18 protein-coding genes are annotated in these 17331 nt (G+C 35.3%); 4 read left to right on the forward strand and 14 right to left on the reverse strand.

From position 1 onward, the window contains the following. Nucleotides 1-115 precede the first annotated feature (115 nt). The 8 genes from GQ598_RS08605 to rpsU all read right to left on the reverse strand — a co-directional run bounded on the left by GQ598_RS08605 (nt 116) and on the right by rpsU (nt 8715). Complete coding sequence (locus GQ598_RS08605) at nt 116-445, reverse strand: hypothetical protein (protein ID WP_160403701.1); 330 nt, start codon at nt 443-445, stop codon at nt 116-118. Between the two features lie 141 nt (nt 446-586). Continuing rightward, entirely contained in the window at nt 587-1342 is a 756-nt protein-coding gene (locus GQ598_RS08610; protein ID WP_160403703.1) for an SDR family oxidoreductase, read from the reverse strand. Nucleotides 1343-1516: 174 nt separating this feature from the next. Next, complete coding sequence (uspA, locus tag GQ598_RS08615; RefSeq protein WP_160403705.1) at nt 1517-1969, reverse strand: universal stress protein UspA; 453 nt, start codon at nt 1967-1969, stop codon at nt 1517-1519. A gap of 65 nt (nt 1970-2034) precedes the next feature. Beyond that, nucleotides 2035-3549: an inorganic phosphate transporter PitA gene (gene pitA, locus GQ598_RS08620; protein ID WP_160403707.1), complete on the reverse strand. Its 1515-nt coding sequence runs from the start codon at nt 3547-3549 to the stop codon at nt 2035-2037. A 68-nt stretch (nt 3550-3617) separates the two neighbouring features. Further along, nucleotides 3618-4589: a bile acid:sodium symporter family protein gene (locus GQ598_RS08625; RefSeq protein ID WP_160403709.1), complete on the reverse strand. Its 972-nt coding sequence runs from the start codon at nt 4587-4589 to the stop codon at nt 3618-3620. A gap of 63 nt (nt 4590-4652) precedes the next feature. Continuing rightward, nucleotides 4653-6494 carry an RNA polymerase sigma factor RpoD gene (gene rpoD, locus GQ598_RS08630; RefSeq protein ID WP_160403711.1) on the reverse strand — a complete coding sequence of 614 codons (1842 nt, stop codon included), beginning with the start codon at nt 6492-6494 and terminating at the stop codon, nt 4653-4655. Between the two features lie 81 nt (nt 6495-6575). Next, nucleotides 6576-8357: a DNA primase gene (gene dnaG, locus GQ598_RS08635; protein WP_091346551.1), complete on the reverse strand. Its 1782-nt coding sequence runs from the start codon at nt 8355-8357 to the stop codon at nt 6576-6578. Between the two features lie 142 nt (nt 8358-8499). Continuing rightward, the gene (gene rpsU / locus GQ598_RS08640; RefSeq protein WP_091346553.1) at nt 8500-8715 is read right to left on the reverse strand and encodes a 30S ribosomal protein S21; all 216 of its coding nucleotides are present in this window, start codon (nt 8713-8715) and stop codon (nt 8500-8502) included. A 184-nt stretch (nt 8716-8899) separates the two neighbouring features. On the opposite strand from rpsU, the gene hemB reads away from it, so the two are divergent. From hemB to GQ598_RS08655, 3 genes are all read left to right on the forward strand, one after another. Further along, complete coding sequence (gene hemB, locus GQ598_RS08645; protein WP_160403713.1) at nt 8900-9910, forward strand: porphobilinogen synthase; 1011 nt, start codon at nt 8900-8902, stop codon at nt 9908-9910. A gap of 301 nt (nt 9911-10211) precedes the next feature. Beyond that, on the forward strand, nt 10212-10982 hold the full coding sequence (locus tag GQ598_RS08650; protein ID WP_160403715.1) for a transposase: 771 nt from the start codon (nt 10212-10214) through the stop codon (nt 10980-10982). A 63-nt stretch (nt 10983-11045) separates the two neighbouring features. After that, a complete protein-coding gene (locus GQ598_RS08655; RefSeq protein WP_160403716.1) occupies nt 11046-11864 on the forward strand; it encodes a hypothetical protein in 819 nt (272 codons plus the stop codon). A gap of 32 nt (nt 11865-11896) precedes the next feature. Here the strand turns inward: GQ598_RS08655 and nudC are convergent, their stop codons facing one another. The 6 genes from nudC to epmB form a co-directional block, all read right to left on the reverse strand. Then, nucleotides 11897-12700 (reverse strand): NAD(+) diphosphatase, encoded by an 804-nt coding sequence (nudC, locus tag GQ598_RS08660; RefSeq protein ID WP_091346561.1) that lies wholly within the window; start codon nt 12698-12700, stop codon nt 11897-11899. Between the two features lie 53 nt (nt 12701-12753). After that, complete coding sequence (yidC, locus tag GQ598_RS08665; protein ID WP_160403718.1) at nt 12754-14382, reverse strand: membrane protein insertase YidC; 1629 nt, start codon at nt 14380-14382, stop codon at nt 12754-12756. Then, nucleotides 14382-14624, reverse strand: coding sequence for a membrane protein insertion efficiency factor YidD (gene yidD / locus GQ598_RS08670; RefSeq protein WP_091346565.1), 243 nt, complete (start codon nt 14622-14624; stop codon nt 14382-14384). Before yidD ends, yidC begins: the two co-directional genes overlap by 1 nt. 47 nt (nt 14625-14671) lie before the next feature. Further along, complete coding sequence (rnpA, locus tag GQ598_RS08675; RefSeq protein ID WP_160403720.1) at nt 14672-15028, reverse strand: ribonuclease P protein component; 357 nt, start codon at nt 15026-15028, stop codon at nt 14672-14674. Nucleotides 15029-15039: 11 nt separating this feature from the next. Further along, entirely contained in the window at nt 15040-15180 is a 141-nt protein-coding gene (gene rpmH / locus GQ598_RS08680; RefSeq protein ID WP_025314679.1) for a 50S ribosomal protein L34, read from the reverse strand. Between the two features lie 217 nt (nt 15181-15397). Beyond that, nucleotides 15398-16429, reverse strand: coding sequence for an EF-P beta-lysylation protein EpmB (gene epmB, locus GQ598_RS08685; RefSeq protein ID WP_160403722.1), 1032 nt, complete (start codon nt 16427-16429; stop codon nt 15398-15400). Between the two features lie 34 nt (nt 16430-16463). Here epmB and efp point away from each other — a divergent pair, with 34 nt between their 5' ends. Next, nucleotides 16464-17030, forward strand: a complete 567-nt coding sequence (gene efp, locus GQ598_RS08690; protein ID WP_091346571.1) for an elongation factor P — start codon at nt 16464-16466, stop codon at nt 17028-17030. Nucleotides 17031-17331: the final 301 nt, after the last annotated feature.

Genomic DNA, 17331 nt, shown 5'->3' on the forward strand with positions numbered 1-17331 from the left:
ACCTAAGGTATTAATAATGCCTGTCATATTGGTTGAAATTATCATAATTTTCCTAAAAATATTAAATTAATCTCTAAAAAAAAACAGCCCGACATTTTCATGTCAGGCTGTTACTTTAAAAAACTTTTTTGCTGTTTTCATACTCATTAACAACTTTATTCAACGCGTGATATATGCTCTGAGCATCTTGTTTCTTTAATGCTTCATCTAAAATATTGAGATACGATAACATTAATTTTTGATTATCTTCAGCAAATTGAGGAGATACTTCCTGATCCTCGTATAACATAACATATGTGCGAGCAAATCCAAAAATCAAAAAATAAACCGAAGCATTTCTTGGATCTTCTTGAATTAGAGTTCTCATTGCCTTTCTTAGTTTTACATAACTATCTGTACCAGGCAAACTTGTCGCAAATGTTTTCGTTACTTCAGAAAATGTCATTGCCATAAACCTCAATCAAAATCACAAGACAAAAGAATAACAACCCATTAACAGAAGTGCAAGTCTATTTTGTTTTACAAACCTATTTTTTTAATCCTCAATAAAAAACACTAGAAATATTCAAAACCAATGGATACATTATTAGTTATTTTTTTTACAAACAGACAACCCTGCCGAGGCCTGTGCAACAGGCATTATTTCAATTGAGTTAACATTAAAATGAGTTGGCGTGTTAATCAACCAAGAAACCGTATTAGCAATATCTTTTGGAGTAATAAATTCAACACCTTGATAAACCGCAGCTGCTTTCTGCTCATCACCATGAAATCGTACATTCGAAAACTCTGTACCGCCACACAATCCAGGTTCAATATTGGTAACTCTAATATTTTTACCTAATAAATCTGTACGCAAATTAGCACTGAACTGCTTAACAAAGGCCTTAGATGCACCATAAACATTTCCACCTTTATAGGCATAAGTACCCGCAACAGATCCTAGATTAATAATATAACCAAAATTACGCTCAACCATTTCTGGTAAAATTTGGCGAGTTAAATTCACTAATCCAATAATGTTAGTTTCAATCATTGTTTCCCAATCACGACAATCTGCTTCATAAGCAGGTTCTAAACCTAATGCCAAACCTGCATTATTAATCAAAATATCAATTGGTTGAAATTCTTTAGGCAATTGTAACAAAATAGATTCTACTGCATCTTTCTGGGTTATATCTAATGGTAATGGTAAAAAATTAACGCCTAACTCATCTGCAAGTTTTTGTAGTTTATCCGCACGTCTAGCTACGCCTACAACTTTATAACCATCAGCAATTAACTTACGACAAATGGCTTGTCCAAATCCAGAGGATGCCCCAGTAACTAAAGCGATATTCATATTAGCTCTCCTTATAGGCTAAATCACAATTTAAGTACATTTCGATAACCAGCAACAAGCATAAATAAATAACAGTAAATAGACTAAAACACACACTTATTTTTCTTAAAATCCAAAATAGTTATACGATAACTATAAAAAACCCGCTAATTAAGCGGGTTGGTATTTAAAACTTCATTTAGCTGGCTCTTCGGCTGGTTCTTCATCCTTTAATGGAACGATCAAAGTATCAATATGAGTATTATTAATAAGTTGACGAGCAGAAGACATTAATTTACTCCAAAAATCTTGGTGGTGACCACACACTACAAGATCAGCACCATATTCGTGAATAGCTTCAATTAATACTTGACCGAATTCACCATTACCAGAAAGAGTATGAGCAATAGGGTAACCAGCATCATCGGCGAGTTTATTTAAAGCAATATGAGCATCTTCGGCAATACGATCTTTCATATCATTCATATTAATATCAACTAAACCCGTGTAAAGGTCTGAATAATTAATACCGACGTGAATCAACGATATTTGAGCATTATATGGCCTAGCCATAGACACGGCTTTTTCCACAAGAACTTCACTTTCAGGTGATAAATCAACTGCGACTAATATATGTTTATAAGCCATAATACTTTACTCCTTCCTATTGTTAATGCCCTAAAAAATTGAAAACCAATACACTAGTTTTACTACTAAATTAATTTTTGAGCAAGCCAAAAAAGTGACCCAGATAACAAAATAGAAATCGGAAGTGTTAAAATCCATGTTAAGGCAATATTTTTAATAGTTTTACTTTGTACACCACCTCCATCAACAATCATCGTTCCCGCAACAGATGAAGAAAGAACTTGAGTTGTAGATACTGGCATACCGGTGTAACTTGCAATTCCAATTGATAAAGCTGTTGTGATTTGTGCCGATACGCCTTGTGCGTAAGTCATGCCTTTTTTACCAATTTTTTCACCGATAGTAATAGCCACACGACGCCAACCAATCATAGTCCCTACAGCTAATGCCGAGGCAACCGCAACAATAATCCAAATTGGGGCATACTCTACTGTTTTAAGTAAATCATTTTTTAAAGATTTAAGATATTGTTTGTCTTCTGATGATACATTCGGTTGTTTGGCAACATGAGATACCGTATCAGATAGACATAACAATATACGTCTAGTTTGTGATCGTTGTTCAACAGTCAGTGAGTCGTAATCATTTATTTTATTAAATAAATGATTAGCAATCCCTAATGTGACAAATGAACGTGAATAATCACAATGATATTTATTCAAATCACCTTCTGGAATATTGGTGTCTAACGCAGGTTGAGTACCAATTATCGTATTTAAATCATCGTTATGAGTAACAAAGTACTCTTGAATATTGTGAATCGCATTGCGCGTATTTGTAATATCATAGGTAGAGGCACTCATGTTAACAATAAAGCCTGCAGGTGCAATCCCCATTAATACTAACATCAATAAGCCGATACCTTTTTGACCATCATTAGCACCATGCGAAAAACTCACACCAGCGGCTGAAATTATAAGCATAATACGAATCCAAAAAGGAGGTTTCTTTTTGCCATAGAGTTTTTCACGTTGTTCTGGCGTCATGAAAATACGTTCTCGTTTTTTACTGCTTTTTTTACTCTGACTTTTACGTGTCCAATATTTCCGCAGAGAAAAAATCATCAAGCCCGCAACCACAAGACCAACAATAGGAGAAACAATTAATGATAAAAAGATATGAATCATCTTAGGAATATTAAGCGCTTCTATTATTGATGTATCCATAATAAATGCGTTAGTAAGTGCCACACCGATAATTGAACCAATCAGGGTATGTGAACTTGATGCTGGAATACCAAGATACCATGTTCCAAGATTCCAAATGATAGCCGCAAATAAAATAGAAAAGACCATAGCAAGCCCATGTGATGAACCTACATTAAGTAATAAATCAGTAGGTAGCAGGTGAACGATAGCATAAGCCACACTAAGACCACCAAGCAAAACGCCAAAAAAGTTAAACATACCAGCCATAAAAACAGCAAGTTGTTCCTTTAATGCTCTTGTATAAATTACTGTTGCAACAGCATTAGCTGTGTCATGAAATCCATTAATTGCTTCATAAAAGAGAACAAAAAACAGCGCCAAAACCAATAGCATAATGGTCGAAAATTCTAATTCAGCAAATAGATGTAACATAACATATCTCTCTGTCGTTAATAGCGTGCCTATTATCCTTGAGAATAGAGCAATGAGCAAAACAAATTTTACATTTTTCGTTTTGCATAACGCGCTGCTAACACAGCACAAATCATTAATTGCACTTGATGAAAAATCATTAATGGTAAAATAATAACTCCCATTATTGATACAGGGAAGATAACACTGGCCATAGGGATGCCACTTGCTAAGCTTTTTTTCGAACCACAAAACACAATAGTAATTTCATCTTCTTTACTAAAGCCAAATAATCTCGAACCATAAGTTGTTATCAATAAAACAATAGTTAATAACATAATAGAGTACAAAACAATTTCTAGAAGCGATAACAAACTAATTTGAGACCAAATGCCGTTTGCAACGGCATCACTAAAAGCAACATATACAACTAATAGAATCGAAAGTCGATCGGTTTTAGAAATGACACTTTTATATTTATCAACCCATTTACCAATAAAACGCCTAGATAAATGACCAAGCACAAATGGTAACATTAGCTTTAGCATAATAGATGTAATAGCGTCTAACATATTCGTAGCACCAGAAGATTGAGTATTCATTAATAAACCAACTAAAACAGGAGAAATAAACACACCTAATAATGTTGATGCTGAGGCACTACAAATTGCAGCAGCCACATTGCCTTTGGCAATTGAAGTAAACGCTATCGCAGATTGAACTGTTGCAGGTAAAACACATAGATATACAAATCCTAAATAAAGTTCTTGAGATAAAAAAGAGGGTACAAGAAATTTCATCATCAAGCCTAATATAGGAAAAATCACAAATGTCGTTGCAAAAATTAACAAATGTAATCGCCAATTTTTAATACCTAAAATAATGGATTGTAAGGACAGCTTAGCGCCATGCATAAAAAATAGAAGACCAATGGCAAAAGTAGTAAGGTGTTCAAAAATGATTTTAGCTTGTCCTTCACAAGGAAACAAACTGGCTGTAACCACAACACAAATAAGTACCAACAAAAATGGATCAATTTTAAAACGTTGCAGTATATTCATGGTTTTCGCGTCTTGAATTAAAAAAATCGCCACAAAAGTGGCGATATATTTAGATGTAAAAATTTATTCCAAAAAGCTACGAAGCACATCGGAACGACTTGGGTGACGTAATTTCCGTAATGCTTTAGCTTCGATTTGACGAATACGTTCACGGGTTACATCAAATTGTTTACCGACTTCTTCTAGCGTATGATCCGTATTCATATCAATACCAAATCGCATACGCAACACTTTCGCTTCTCTTGGTGTTAATCCAGATAAAATGTCACGCGTTGCACTACGTAAACTTTCAGAAGTTGCCGCATCTAACGGTTGTTCGAGAGCAGTATCTTCAATAAAGTCACCTAAATGCGAATCCTCATCATCGCCAACAGGTGTTTCCATTGAAATAGGCTCTTTAGCAATCTTAAGTACCTTACGAATTTTATCTTCTGGCATTTGCATACGTTCAGACAATTCTTCAGGAGTTGGTTCACGGCCAATTTCTTGTAACATTTGACGCGAAATACGATTTAACTTATTAATTGTTTCAATCATATGCACAGGAATTCGAATTGTTCTCGCTTGGTCAGCAATAGAACGGGTAATGGCTTGCCTAATCCACCAAGTTGCATAGGTTGAAAATTTATAGCCACGGCGATATTCAAATTTATCAACCGCTTTCATTAAACCAATATTACCTTCTTGAATAAGATCTAAAAATTGTAATCCGCGGTTGGTATATTTTTTCGCAATAGAGATAACTAATCGTAAATTAGCCTCAACCATTTCTTTCTTAGCACGGCGAGCTTTAGCTTCACCAATAGACATACGTCGATTAATATCTTTGATTTGCTCAATAGATAGATTGGTTTCGGTTTCTATTTGTTGTAACAAATTTACTTGAGCAGCAACTTGCTCATCAAAATCTTTTAAATTAGCCGCAAATGCATTTTTAGAATTTAATGCTTTCTTATACCAATCCATGTTATTTTCGTTGCCAGTAAAATAAGTCATAAATTGTTTTTTCGGCATTTTACATCGCTCAACACAGATTTTCATAATTGCACGTTCATGAGTTCTCACGCGCTCCATCATGCTTCTCATGTTATTGACAAGAATATCAAACTGCTTAGCAACTAAACGGAATTGTTTGAAGATTTCAGATAAATTCTCGATCTCTTTTTGTGCTTTTTTATGAGCTCGTCCATATTTTTTAATAGCAGCGGAAGTTTTATCATGTTGCTCTTTTAATTCAGCAAATTTAGCTTTTGCAACTTCAGGATCGATAGAAACGTCATCATCAGTTGAAGCATCGCTTTCTTCATCCTCGTTTTCATCATCGCTATCATCAATTTCGATTTCGGCTTCACTAACCACTAAATCTTCAGGCAGTTCATCAGCAGTTTCTTCAGCATTTGGATCAACAAAACCTGTAATCAAATCAGATAAACGAACTTGTCCACTTTCGATTAAATTATATTGCTCTAAAAGATAAGTAATGGCTTCCGGATATTCTGATACTGAAGTTTGAACCTGATTAATGCCATCTTCAATACGTTTAGCGATATCAATTTCGCCTTCACGTGTTAACAGTTCAACCGCTCCCATTTCACGCATATACATACGAACTGGATCGGTTGTTCTACCAATTTCTGACTCAACATTAGATAATACTAATGCTGTTGCTGCTTCAACGGCTTCTTCATCGGGGACATTATCTGAAAGTAATAACTCATCAGTATCTGGGGCTTCTTCAAGAACTTGAATCCCCATATCATTAATCATTTGGATAATATCTTCAATCTGATCTGAATCAATAATCTCTTCAGGCAAGTGATCGTTGACATCTGCATAGGTCAGGTATCCTAGCTCCTTACCTCGGATGATCAGGAGTTTTAACTGTGACTGAGAATTTTGCTCCATAAAAGGTATCCACTTTAGTTATTTGGTCATCTATATTATATATGTAAAGTACTAGTTGGGTTCTACATATACCCTATATATTTAGTCTTTTTTTGATAAAACAAGTATTAAGGTCGCCAATTCTTTTTTCTCTGCAGTGCTTAAACCAGAGACTCTCTCTTTTGCGATCAGTTCATCTTGCCTTTGGGCGAGTATATTATCATATAACTCTTTTAAAGTATGTGAAAAAATTGAGTCTATTTCATCATCTTGATAATGGCAATCCCATGTAGACAAGCGACTTAACTGCTTATAAAAAGGCCTATCTATACACTCTGTTAATATTTGTGCTGTCGTTATATTAGGGTAACGTTGACATAATTCAAGTAATTCAATAAAAATATCAATACCTGCCATTTTAACCTGACGAATCACATTGATATCAGAAACCTGCGTAGCAAGATTAGGATATTGAAGTAATAAACCGATTAAAACTCGCATCGTAGTTAATTTGATGCGTGATGCAGGAACGTTTTCATTTACTCTTTCATCGCCTTTAGAACGAATCGTACTCAATAATTGCTCTAGTTGAGAAACATCAAGTAAACCTAAATAATTGCCAAGTTGTTGTAATAAATTTAATCTAAATGCCTTTGCTTTAATTTGATCAAACAACGGTAAAGCTAATGAGCTCAATTTAGCTTTTCCTTCAGGTGTTTTTAAATCAACTTGTTTCAAAAGCTCATCAAATAAAAATTTTGATAAATTTGAAGCTTCACTTAAATAATTTTCAAAACCGTCTTTACCAATTTTACGAACAAGACTATCTGGATCTTCATCTTGCGGTAAAAAAGCAAAAGCAATTTTTTTGCCATCAATCAAGCAAGGCAAGAGAACATTAAGTGCTCGCCAAGCTGCACTTCTTCCAGCGTTATCACCGTCATAACAAAATATTACAGAATCTGTTGCCCTAAATAATAATTTAATATGTTCTTCTGATGTTGCCGTGCCTAACGCGGCAACAGCATAATCAATACCATATTGAGCTAAAGAAACAACATCCATATACCCTTCAACCACTACAAGTTGCTGAGGATTACGATTAATCTCTTGTGCCTCATAAAGGCCATACAACTGATATCCTTTATGAAAAATCGGTGTTTCGGGTGAATTTATATATTTAGCTGAATCATTAACAATGGTTCGCCCACCAAATGCAATCACATTACCTTGTCTATCGCGGATAGGAAACATAATCCGCCCGCGAAAACGATCATATCGATTACCGCTATCGTTGATCACTAACATGCCAGCTCGCTCATAAAGCACTGTTTCAGAATGACTTTTAACCACATTTTGTGATGTTAGCCGCCATTCATTAGGAGCAAAACCGATTTTATACCTGGCTATAATTTCAGCATTCAATCCTCGTTGTTCAAGGTATTTACGGGCTTCTGTCGATGTTGGTAATGTTAATTGTTGTTGATAAAAATTGGTGATTTTAGCCATTAATGCATATAGATCACGACGAACATTTCGAGATTCAATTTGTTTAGATTGATCGATTTGATTATTATCGCTGTCTATATAAGGAACTCGAATCCCCTGCATACTAGCTAATTCTTCAATTGCTTCAGGAAAAGACAAATGCTCATATTGCATTAAAAAATTCACTACTGAGCCAGATACTCCGCAGCCAAAGCAATAATAAATTTGTTTTTTTTCACTTAGCGAAAAAGAAGCGGTTTTTTCATCATGAAAAGGACAACAACCAAAGTAATTATTTCCCTTTTTTTTCATTTTTACGCGTTTGCCGATCACATCAAGAATATTTGTGCGAGCAATCAAATCTAAAGTAAAATCGCGAGGAATATGACCTTTCATTATGAATTTTAACCAATTTTGGCGTTATAAAAAGAAAACAAGCCGTATCAAAAATACGGCTTGTTAGAATTCTTTATATTAAAAATATAGCAAATTGATTTTAATATCAATTCAAGTTTTCAGTATAAATAATCTTAAAATATTAATATAGACGAGTGCGACGAGCGTTTTCTCTTTCTAATTTTTTAGCATGGCGTTTAACAGCGGCCGCTTTTGCGCGTTTACGAACAGTTGTTGGTTTTTCGTAAAATTCACGATTACGAACTTCAGCTAAAACTCCTGCTTTTTCACAAGAACGTTTAAAACGACGTAACGCTACATCGAAAGGTTCATTTTCACGTACTTTAATTACTGGCATGTGCCTCTCACCTCAAATTTGTTTAATATCACAAGGGATTAAAATTAGTGCGCAATTTTACCTCTAATTAATATATTTTGTAAAGTAAAAAATAGAATTACTGTAAGAGAGAAAATTAATTTGCTAATCAACATATAGCATCAGATAATAAATCAAATCTATTAAGAATAAACAGGAGTTTTTCATGCCTTCATTAATTACTGGCCTATACCCAAATCGTCGCTTACGCCGTAATCGTGCCCATGATTTTAGTCGACGAATGGTTGCAGAGCATAACTTGACAGTCAATGACTTAATTTATCCAGTTTTTATTGTTGAAGGTAATAATATTACACAGCCGATTACCTCAATGCCAAACATTAACCGAATGAGTATTGATGTATTATTAAAAGAAGCAGAACAAATCGCAAAATTAGGAATTCCTGTTCTTTCCTTATTTCCAGCTATTGAATCGGAAAAAAAATCATTACTTGCACAAGAGTCATATAATAAAAATGGCTTAGTACCAAAAGCTATTCAAGCATTAAAAAAAGAATTTCCTGAGCTTGGCATACTTACAGATGTCGCACTTGACCCTTATACAACTCATGGGCAAGACGGTATTATTGACGAGCAAGGGTATGTACAAAATGATATTTCTGTTGAAACACTGGTGAAGCAAGCTTTAATGCAAGCAGAAGCTGGAGTGGATATTATTGCGCCAAGCGATATGATGGATGGACGCATTGGAGCAATACGTCATGAACTAGAAAAACACGGTTTTGTTAACACCCAAATTATGGCTTATTCAGCCAAATATGCCTCTTGTTTTTACGGTCCTTTTCGTGATGCTGTCGGCTCTGCCAAAAATATTAAAGGTGGAAATAAAAAAACTTATCAGCTCGATCCCGCTAATAGCAATGAAGCATTACAAGAAATCTATCAAGATTTAAGCGAAGGTGCAGATATGGTCATGGTTAAGCCAGGCATGCCTTATCTTGATATCGTGCAAAGAGTGAAAGAAACTTTTGCTGTTCCTACTTTTGCCTATCAAGTTTCTGGCGAGTATGCCATGTTAACAGCAGCAATTCAAAATGGTTGGTTAAATGAAAAGTCAGCCATTATGGAATCTTTACTTTGCTTTAAACGCGCTGGAGCCGATGGTGTTTTAACTTATTTTGCCAAACAAGTGGCTGAATGGTTACATCAACAATAACAAAGTTTATTTAAATAATGGAAAAGGCGCTTTTCATTTTAATAAGATTTACCTAAATAAATAGTGTGCCTAAGACTATAAGCAAAAAATAAGTAAGGCGGCAATTAATTGCTGTATAAACGTATTTAGCATTCATACATTTACCCATTTTTATTAATTTCAAAAATTTAAAAATAGATTAATATTAAAACAGTTTTAAAAATACGTTTTCCGTAAAACGTGTAAAATAGCATCAAGAAATCTATATGTTTATAGTAAATTGTTGATAACATTTGCTAGGATAAGTAATAAGAGAATAAAAATGATTTATGAACTTGTACCAAACGAATTACATGACGAATTAAAAGCATTTCATCATGTCCTAGAAAAAATAATATCACAACATGTAGACGTTTGTCCGTTTTGCAAAAATACAAAGTTTTATTCAATCCGTTCACAACCGACTAAAACATACCGCTGTAAAGACTGTCATAAATATTTTACCGTTTCAACCAATACTCCTTTCAATCGCCTTGCACCATTTAATTGGTTAGAAGTTATTTTCACTAGTCGTATAAAAAATATTAGTTATCCCAATATTGCTAAAAGTCTTGAAATTTCAATCGAAAAAGTAATGCGTCGAGAGCGTGCAATAATTAATTATCTTCAGATCCACTACCCTTCATTACAGAAGTGGTATACTCATCAAAAGCAAACTACATTAATTCCAACTTTAGCGGAACAATATAAAACCATAAAAGAAAAAGTAACCACTTTATTAAATGAGCAAAATCCAATTTGCATACATTGTGGTTCCAATGAAACAACCAAAGTCGGATCTCGAACTTGCTATCGCTGTAAACGCTGCCGACATAGTTTTAACACTTTAAGCAATACTCGTTTGAACCGCATGCCAAAACCTGAATTATGGTTACAATTTATTGAACTTCTGGTTTCTGGTGCTAATAACGTACAAATAGAAAAAACGCTCAATTTTCACAATGATACTATTCGTAAATGGCGTTACATTTGGTGCAAAATGATGAAAGATTGGCATTGTGAAGCACTTGCCATTTGGTGTGGGCATGAATAATTACTTAGTTTAACGTTTTATTATTAATATTTTCAAACAATAGGATAAATAGGGATCAGCTTTATGAAAAAGAACAGTCTATTTTTATACATATGCGTTATTAGCAGTACATTATTAATTAGCGGTTGTGACGATCAAAAAAAACCGGATGAAAAAATATCAGAAAAATCATCTCAGCAGTTACCAACAACTGTCATTAATAGTTATCTTTTTCATACTGAACCCGAGCTACTACCAAATAGAAAATTAATTAAACAACAAAAAATAACGGGAACCTCATCAAATAAAATCATTAACTACAACGCACAAGGTTATGTTGCTGATTATGATTTAGACGGACTGTATGGCGAAGTGAATTATGATGCGGCTAAATACATTTATGGTAATAACAGAGAGCAATATGATATTATTTTTGATGCACAAAAAAATATCCTTGGAATGAAAAACAATGACGGTGATATTGTCGAAAATTCTGAGTTTGATGAACAAGGCCATTTAGTTGAAACAACTTTGTCCCATTTTGCAGAAAATAACGTCATTTTTAACAACAAAATTATTTATGAAAATGACCATGTAGAACTTATTTTATATAATGCATATGTTCCAGTCGATGAGAAAACAAAATTCCCAATTTTAGCGCAAGAAAAAGAGATCATTTATAACGAAAACAACCAAATAGAAAAAACCATTCTCAAAACATACAAATTAACATCAAATGGTGAGATCATCATTAATAATAAAAATGAACAAGAAGTCGAATTAACCGAAACCTGTACTTACACTAACTACAATGAAAATCAAGATTGGACCAAGGCTGTTTGTGTCAAAACAGGGGTTGAATCCGAAACGGTTGAGCTAACTCGTACGATTGAATATCAATAGACCTACGCCTATTGATACTTAAGTGAATATGGTTAATTTTCACCGAATTCATCATATTCACGACATAGAACAATCGTATCTTCAATTAAACGTCTTGCAATGGTGCCATACTCTGGAATTTTAGGTAACTGTGTATAATGGTACCAGTTTGCTTCAATAAGCTCGTTTTTATCTACCACTATGTCACCACTATCATAATCAGCTAAATAAGCCATCATAAGCGAATTTGGAAAAGGCCAAGGTTGTGAGCCAACATAGCGAATATTTTTAATTTTAATCTTCGACTCTTCAAAGACTTCGCGCTCCACTGCCGTTTCCATGGTTTCACCAATTTCAGTAAAACCAGCCAAAACAGTATATAAGTTATCTTGATTATGCCTAACGTGCTTAGCTAACAAAATTCTATTATTATGACGAATTGCCACAATAATCGATGGCGAAATTTGTGGATAATAACGCTCTTTACAATGGTCACACATACAGCACCATTCCGTGTTACTGAGATACATTTCATGCCCACAATATCCACAATATTTATGTGAGCGGTAAAACTCGGCGAGTTGCACAGCCCGACCAGCCATATTAAATAATGAGGGATCCGTGCTATTAAGTAATGGACGAATTGAACTCATCGCATTTTTTATTTCATGACAAATCAGCCAAGCTATTTGCCCATTCCATTCGCCGATTGGCTGAGCAAGTTGGTTAGTAAAACCAAATTCTCTAGCACAACCAACAGGCACCTCGCCATTAGGCAACCATAACCGACCATTGGCACTAACAAACCAGTAGCCGGTTTCATTACCCGTTAAATTAAATTGTTGCTGTATATTCATACTATTAACATCCAAAATAAAAAAGGAGGATTTTACCCCTCCTTTTATTTATATTATTTCTTTTTCTTCTCGTGAAGTCCCTTTTTCTCAAGTTCCCAGTAGATAATACGTTGCTGAGCAATTGTGAACAAGTTACTAACGATATAATATAAAACCAATCCCGATGGGAACCACAAGAAAAATACCGTAAAGATTAATGGCATATAAGTCATCAATTTTTGTTGTAACGGATCTGTGACTGGTGTTGGTGACATCTTCTGAATTAAGAACATGGTACCGCCCATCAATAATGGCAGAATATAATATGGGTCTTGTGCTGACAAGTCATGAATCCAAAGAGCAAATGGAGCATGACGTAGTTCAACTGTATTGCCTAACATATAGAACAATGACAAGAAAATCGGCATTTGAATAATTAAAGGCAAACAGCCACCCAATGGATTCACTTTTTCTTGCTTATAAAGCGCCATTGTTTCCATGCTCATTTTTTGTCTATCATCACCATAACGCTCTTTCAAAGCCTGTAAGCGAGGTTGCAATAGCTTCATCTTAGCCATAGAACGATATTGGGCACGCGTTAATGGGAACAAAAGACCACGCACAATAAATGTAATAACAATAATTGAAAAGCCCCAATTACCAATAAAGCTATGGATAAGATTCAACAAGTAAAATAACGGTTGAGACAAGAACCACAACCAACCATAATCAACAATTAAATCAAGATGATTAGCGGTTTCTTTCAATTGGCTTTGAATTTCTGGTCCTAACCATAGTTTTGCAGTAATAGACTGATTACCACCAACTTGAATAACCGTTGGCTCACCTTTAAAGCCAATGGTTGCTTGTGAGTTTTTAGCGGTTGAGCGCGTATAAAACAAGTTATTTTGCTCCTGTGCTGGCACCCATGCCGATGCAAAATAGTGCTGCAACATCGCAACCCAACCTGTTTGAGTTTCAACGGTTAAAGCTTTATCTTTAACTTCATCAAAACTATATTTGCTATAATTAGTACTAGAACTAGAATAAGCAGTACCACGGAATGCACTTTGCCCTAACCCATTACCGCCTTCAGTTGGAATATCATCTGGTAATTTAACGGTTTGTTTTAATTGACCATACATTGACACTTCAACTGGCGCACCACTTTGGTTATTAATATCATATTGAACATCAACAGCATAATTACCACGATGCAATACATAATATTTAGTATAAGTAACGCCGTTAACTTGATAAGTTAATGGTACTCGCAATTCATCTTGCCCATCAGATAAAACATATTCGGTTTGCGCGGTTTGATAGACAGGGCGTTTTGAGCCTTGAGTCGCATTATCAGGACCATCTTTACCAGTTAAACCGCTTTCAGCAATATAAACAAAATCAGGGCGTGATGTTAATAATTGAAAAGGTGTACCTGAGTGAAGTGTTTGCTCATATTTTAGCAATTGAGCAGCTTGCACATCACCACCATAGGTATTAATAGTGAGTGACAATACGTCAGATTTAACGGTAATTGTTTTACCTTGTGCTGAACCATCGGTTGAATCATCTTCACTGACTGATTGTGTCAACTGATTAGCGACGGGGGGTTTTGGCGCATGGTCTTCTTCCCACGCTTTCCAAATAAAAAAAGATAAAAAAAGTAAAACAATGACTAAAATATTACGTTGCGATCCCATTAGTGTTTTTCTCTATTGGTTTTAGTTTTGGGAGGAACAAAATCTTCTCCTCCTTCATGTAAAGGGTGACATTTTAATACACGTTTAGCTGTTAGCCAACCACCTTTTATTAACCCAAAGCGTCTTAGTGCAATTATTGCGTATTGCGAACATGTCGGCGTAAAGCGGCATTTAGGACCCAGTAAAGGACTAATAACACGCTGATATACACGAATCAAAAACACAAAAACATTAACTATCATATCCTTACATGCACAAACATGCAATTTGATAATCAATATAAATTTATTTAACCCTTTTGCTTGGCTATGATCCGTTGGCATAATTGATTAAGTGTCTCAACGATTTGTTGGTTATCTAAGTCTACAACAGGCTGTTTAGCCATCAGAATAAAATCGATATTAGGAAGCTGATGTTGATGATGACGAAAATACTCTTTAGCCAGTCGTTTAATACGATTACGCTCATGAGCTCGTTTCACCTGCTTTTTAGCTATAGCAAACCCTAATCTAGGATGATCTAAGGTATTTCTTCGTGTAACTAAGGTAAGAAAGGGGGAGCCAACTCGAATAGACTCTTGAAAGACATGATTAAAATCAAAGGGAGTTAACAAGCGCAACTCCCGAGGAAAAGTGAGCTTAATCACCCAACTTTAAATCAGCTAGCAACAGTTAAACGAACACGGCCTTTAGCACGACGGCGAGCAAGAACTTGACGACCGTTTTTAGTTGCCATACGAGCACGGAAACCGTGAGTTCTATTGCGTTTTAATACTGATGGTTGAAATGTGCGTTTCATGACGATTTATATCCAAATCTAATTTATCAACAAGTTGCAGAGTAAAACTCCACAGCATTAATTAAAGAGGTCGGAATTATAGTGCCTATTTTATTTCTCGTCAATGAGATTTTAACAGATAAATACGAATAAATTCGATTAGCACTTTATTGTGACACGACAAAACCAAATAAAATAAAAACAATATAAAACAAATTGTTACAAAAACAAACTCAATTCACTTTTCAGTAAAAACAAGTACACGCTTACTTTTTTCGCCACCGATTTCGCGTGCCAACTTAGGCACTAAATAGCCAGATACTTGCTCGGCAAGTTGTTTCATAATAACTTTGGCAGACTCATCATCCACAAAAAAATGAGCTGCACCTTGTACTTTATCTAACAAATGAATGTAATAAGGTAAAATACCTACATCAAAAAGCCGATCACTTAACATCGCCAACACATCGGCATTATCATTAACGTTTTTCAACAAAACACTCTGATTAAGCATCGTCACACCGTGTTGTTTCAATAACGAAACAGCCTGAGCAACATCATCATCAATCTCGTTTGGGTGATTAATGTGAGTAATCACTACACATTGCAACCGACTTTTAGCAAATAACTGACATAACGCAGGCGTAATACGCGACGGAATTACCACCGCTAAACGGGTATGAATCCGTAACCGCTTAACGTGAGGGATTTTTTCTAATTCGTCGATCAAAAAAGCCATTTCATGATCTTTAGCCATTAACGGATCCCCTCCTGACAGAATAATCTCGTCAAGTTCAGGATGATTAGCAATATACTCAAGCGCCACAGCAAGATTCTGTTTACTGCCTTGATTATCATGATAAGGAAAATGCCGCCTAAAACAGTAACGGCAATTAATCGCACAGGCTGTCTTCGTAATTAATAACGCACGGTTATGGTATTTATGCAACAATCCTGGAATGACATTATCCTGCTCTTGCAAGGGATCGTGGCTATAGCCATCCACGTTTAACATCTCGTCATCATGGCAAAGCACTTGTAACAAAAGTGGATCTGATTTATCGCCCTTTTTCATCCGGCGAATAAACGCCATCGGCACTCGAAGAGGAAACTGCTTTCTTGCCTGCTGCATCAGGCTCGAAACCGTATCCGCATCCAACTCTAAATAAGAATATAGAATATTGATATCGGTCACAACATTGGCAAGATCAACAATCCATTTATCTTTATTATTTTGTGGTTCAATTTTTTGCTGTATAATGTGGTTCATTTTTTTGTAATTCAGAATTTTAGTTGGAGCTTTTATGGCATCTTATAGTACTAATGAGTTTAAAGCTGGTCTTAAAATAATGCAAGATGGCGAGCCGTGTGTCATTGTTGAAAATGAATTTTATAAACCGGGTAAAGGGCAATCTATTAACCGCGTAAAAATTAAAAAATTACTTTCAGGCAAAACAGTCGACAAAACGTTCAAATCTGGCGAATCAGTTGAAGCGGCTGACGTTATTGACATGAATTTAACGTACCTTTATACCGATGGCGAGTTTTGGCACTTTATGAATAACGACACATTTGAACAACTATCGGCTGATGCCAAAGCAGTTGGCGACAATGCAAAATGGTTAGTTGATCAAGCAGAATGTATTTTAACATTATGGAATGGCCAACCGATTGCAGTTACACCACCGAATTTTGTTGAACTTGAAGTGATCGAAACCGATCCAGGTTTAAAAGGTGACACAGCCGGAACTGGCGGCAAACCAGCGACATTATCAACTGGCGCGGTAGTTCGTGTACCTTTATTTGTACAAATTGGTGAAGTGCTTAAAGTGGATACTCGTTCAGGTGAATACGTATCACGCGTTAAATAAATAGCGCACAGCGCAAGTTAATATCTATCAAAAAAAGAGAGGTTTTTGGCCTCTCTTTTTTTGGCTACTTTTAGCAGTCCAAATACAGCAACTTCATCGGCTTAATGCCCTCCCTACAGATTTAGGGGCTACTTGCCTTAATAGTTTTCCCATTATTTTCGTCATATAAAAGTCCCCCTCATCGCAAGGATTAGTAATGGCTAGGGTAAACACAAACTGAACTGCCCCCCAAAAGTTGGATTGTTTAAATCTACTTTTGGGAACAAAATTATGGCAAAAAAATATACATTCGATTTTAAAA

It is taken from the genome of Gilliamella sp. Pas-s95, assembly GCF_009795795.1.
In the GTDB taxonomy this organism is placed as follows: Bacteria; Pseudomonadota; Gammaproteobacteria; order Enterobacterales; family Orbaceae; genus Gilliamella; species Gilliamella bombicola.

What these genes read in the sequence shown, in the direction of transcription:
- GQ598_RS08605 (WP_160403701.1), bottom strand. Translation starts at nt 445, where the DNA reads ATGACATTTTCTGAAGTAACGAAAACATTTGCGACAAGTTTGCCTGGT.
- GQ598_RS08610 (WP_160403703.1), bottom strand. Translation starts at nt 1,342, where the DNA reads ATGAATATCGCTTTAGTTACTGGGGCATCCTCTGGATTTGGACAAGCC.
- uspA (WP_160403705.1), bottom strand. Translation starts at nt 1,969, where the DNA reads ATGGCTTATAAACATATATTAGTCGCAGTTGATTTATCACCTGAAAGT.
- pitA (WP_160403707.1), bottom strand. Translation starts at nt 3,549, where the DNA reads ATGTTACATCTATTTGCTGAATTAGAATTTTCGACCATTATGCTATTG.
- GQ598_RS08625 (WP_160403709.1), bottom strand. Translation starts at nt 4,589, where the DNA reads ATGAATATACTGCAACGTTTTAAAATTGATCCATTTTTGTTGGTACTT.
- rpoD (WP_160403711.1), bottom strand. Translation starts at nt 6,494, where the DNA reads ATGGAGCAAAATTCTCAGTCACAGTTAAAACTCCTGATCATCCGAGGT.
- dnaG (WP_091346551.1), bottom strand. Translation starts at nt 8,357, where the DNA reads ATGAAAGGTCATATTCCTCGCGATTTTACTTTAGATTTGATTGCTCGC.
- rpsU (WP_091346553.1), bottom strand. Translation starts at nt 8,715, where the DNA reads ATGCCAGTAATTAAAGTACGTGAAAATGAACCTTTCGATGTAGCGTTA.
- hemB (WP_160403713.1), top strand. Translation starts at nt 8,900, where the DNA reads ATGCCTTCATTAATTACTGGCCTATACCCAAATCGTCGCTTACGCCGT.
- GQ598_RS08650 (WP_160403715.1), top strand. Translation starts at nt 10,212, where the DNA reads ATGATTTATGAACTTGTACCAAACGAATTACATGACGAATTAAAAGCA.
- GQ598_RS08655 (WP_160403716.1), top strand. Translation starts at nt 11,046, where the DNA reads ATGAAAAAGAACAGTCTATTTTTATACATATGCGTTATTAGCAGTACA.
- nudC (WP_091346561.1), bottom strand. Translation starts at nt 12,700, where the DNA reads ATGAATATACAGCAACAATTTAATTTAACGGGTAATGAAACCGGCTAC.
- yidC (WP_160403718.1), bottom strand. Translation starts at nt 14,382, where the DNA reads ATGGGATCGCAACGTAATATTTTAGTCATTGTTTTACTTTTTTTATCT.
- yidD (WP_091346565.1), bottom strand. Translation starts at nt 14,624, where the DNA reads ATGATAGTTAATGTTTTTGTGTTTTTGATTCGTGTATATCAGCGTGTT.
- rpmH (WP_025314679.1), bottom strand. Translation starts at nt 15,180, where the DNA reads ATGAAACGCACATTTCAACCATCAGTATTAAAACGCAATAGAACTCAC.
- epmB (WP_160403722.1), bottom strand. Translation starts at nt 16,429, where the DNA reads ATGAACCACATTATACAGCAAAAAATTGAACCACAAAATAATAAAGAT.
- efp (WP_091346571.1), top strand. Translation starts at nt 16,464, where the DNA reads ATGGCATCTTATAGTACTAATGAGTTTAAAGCTGGTCTTAAAATAATG.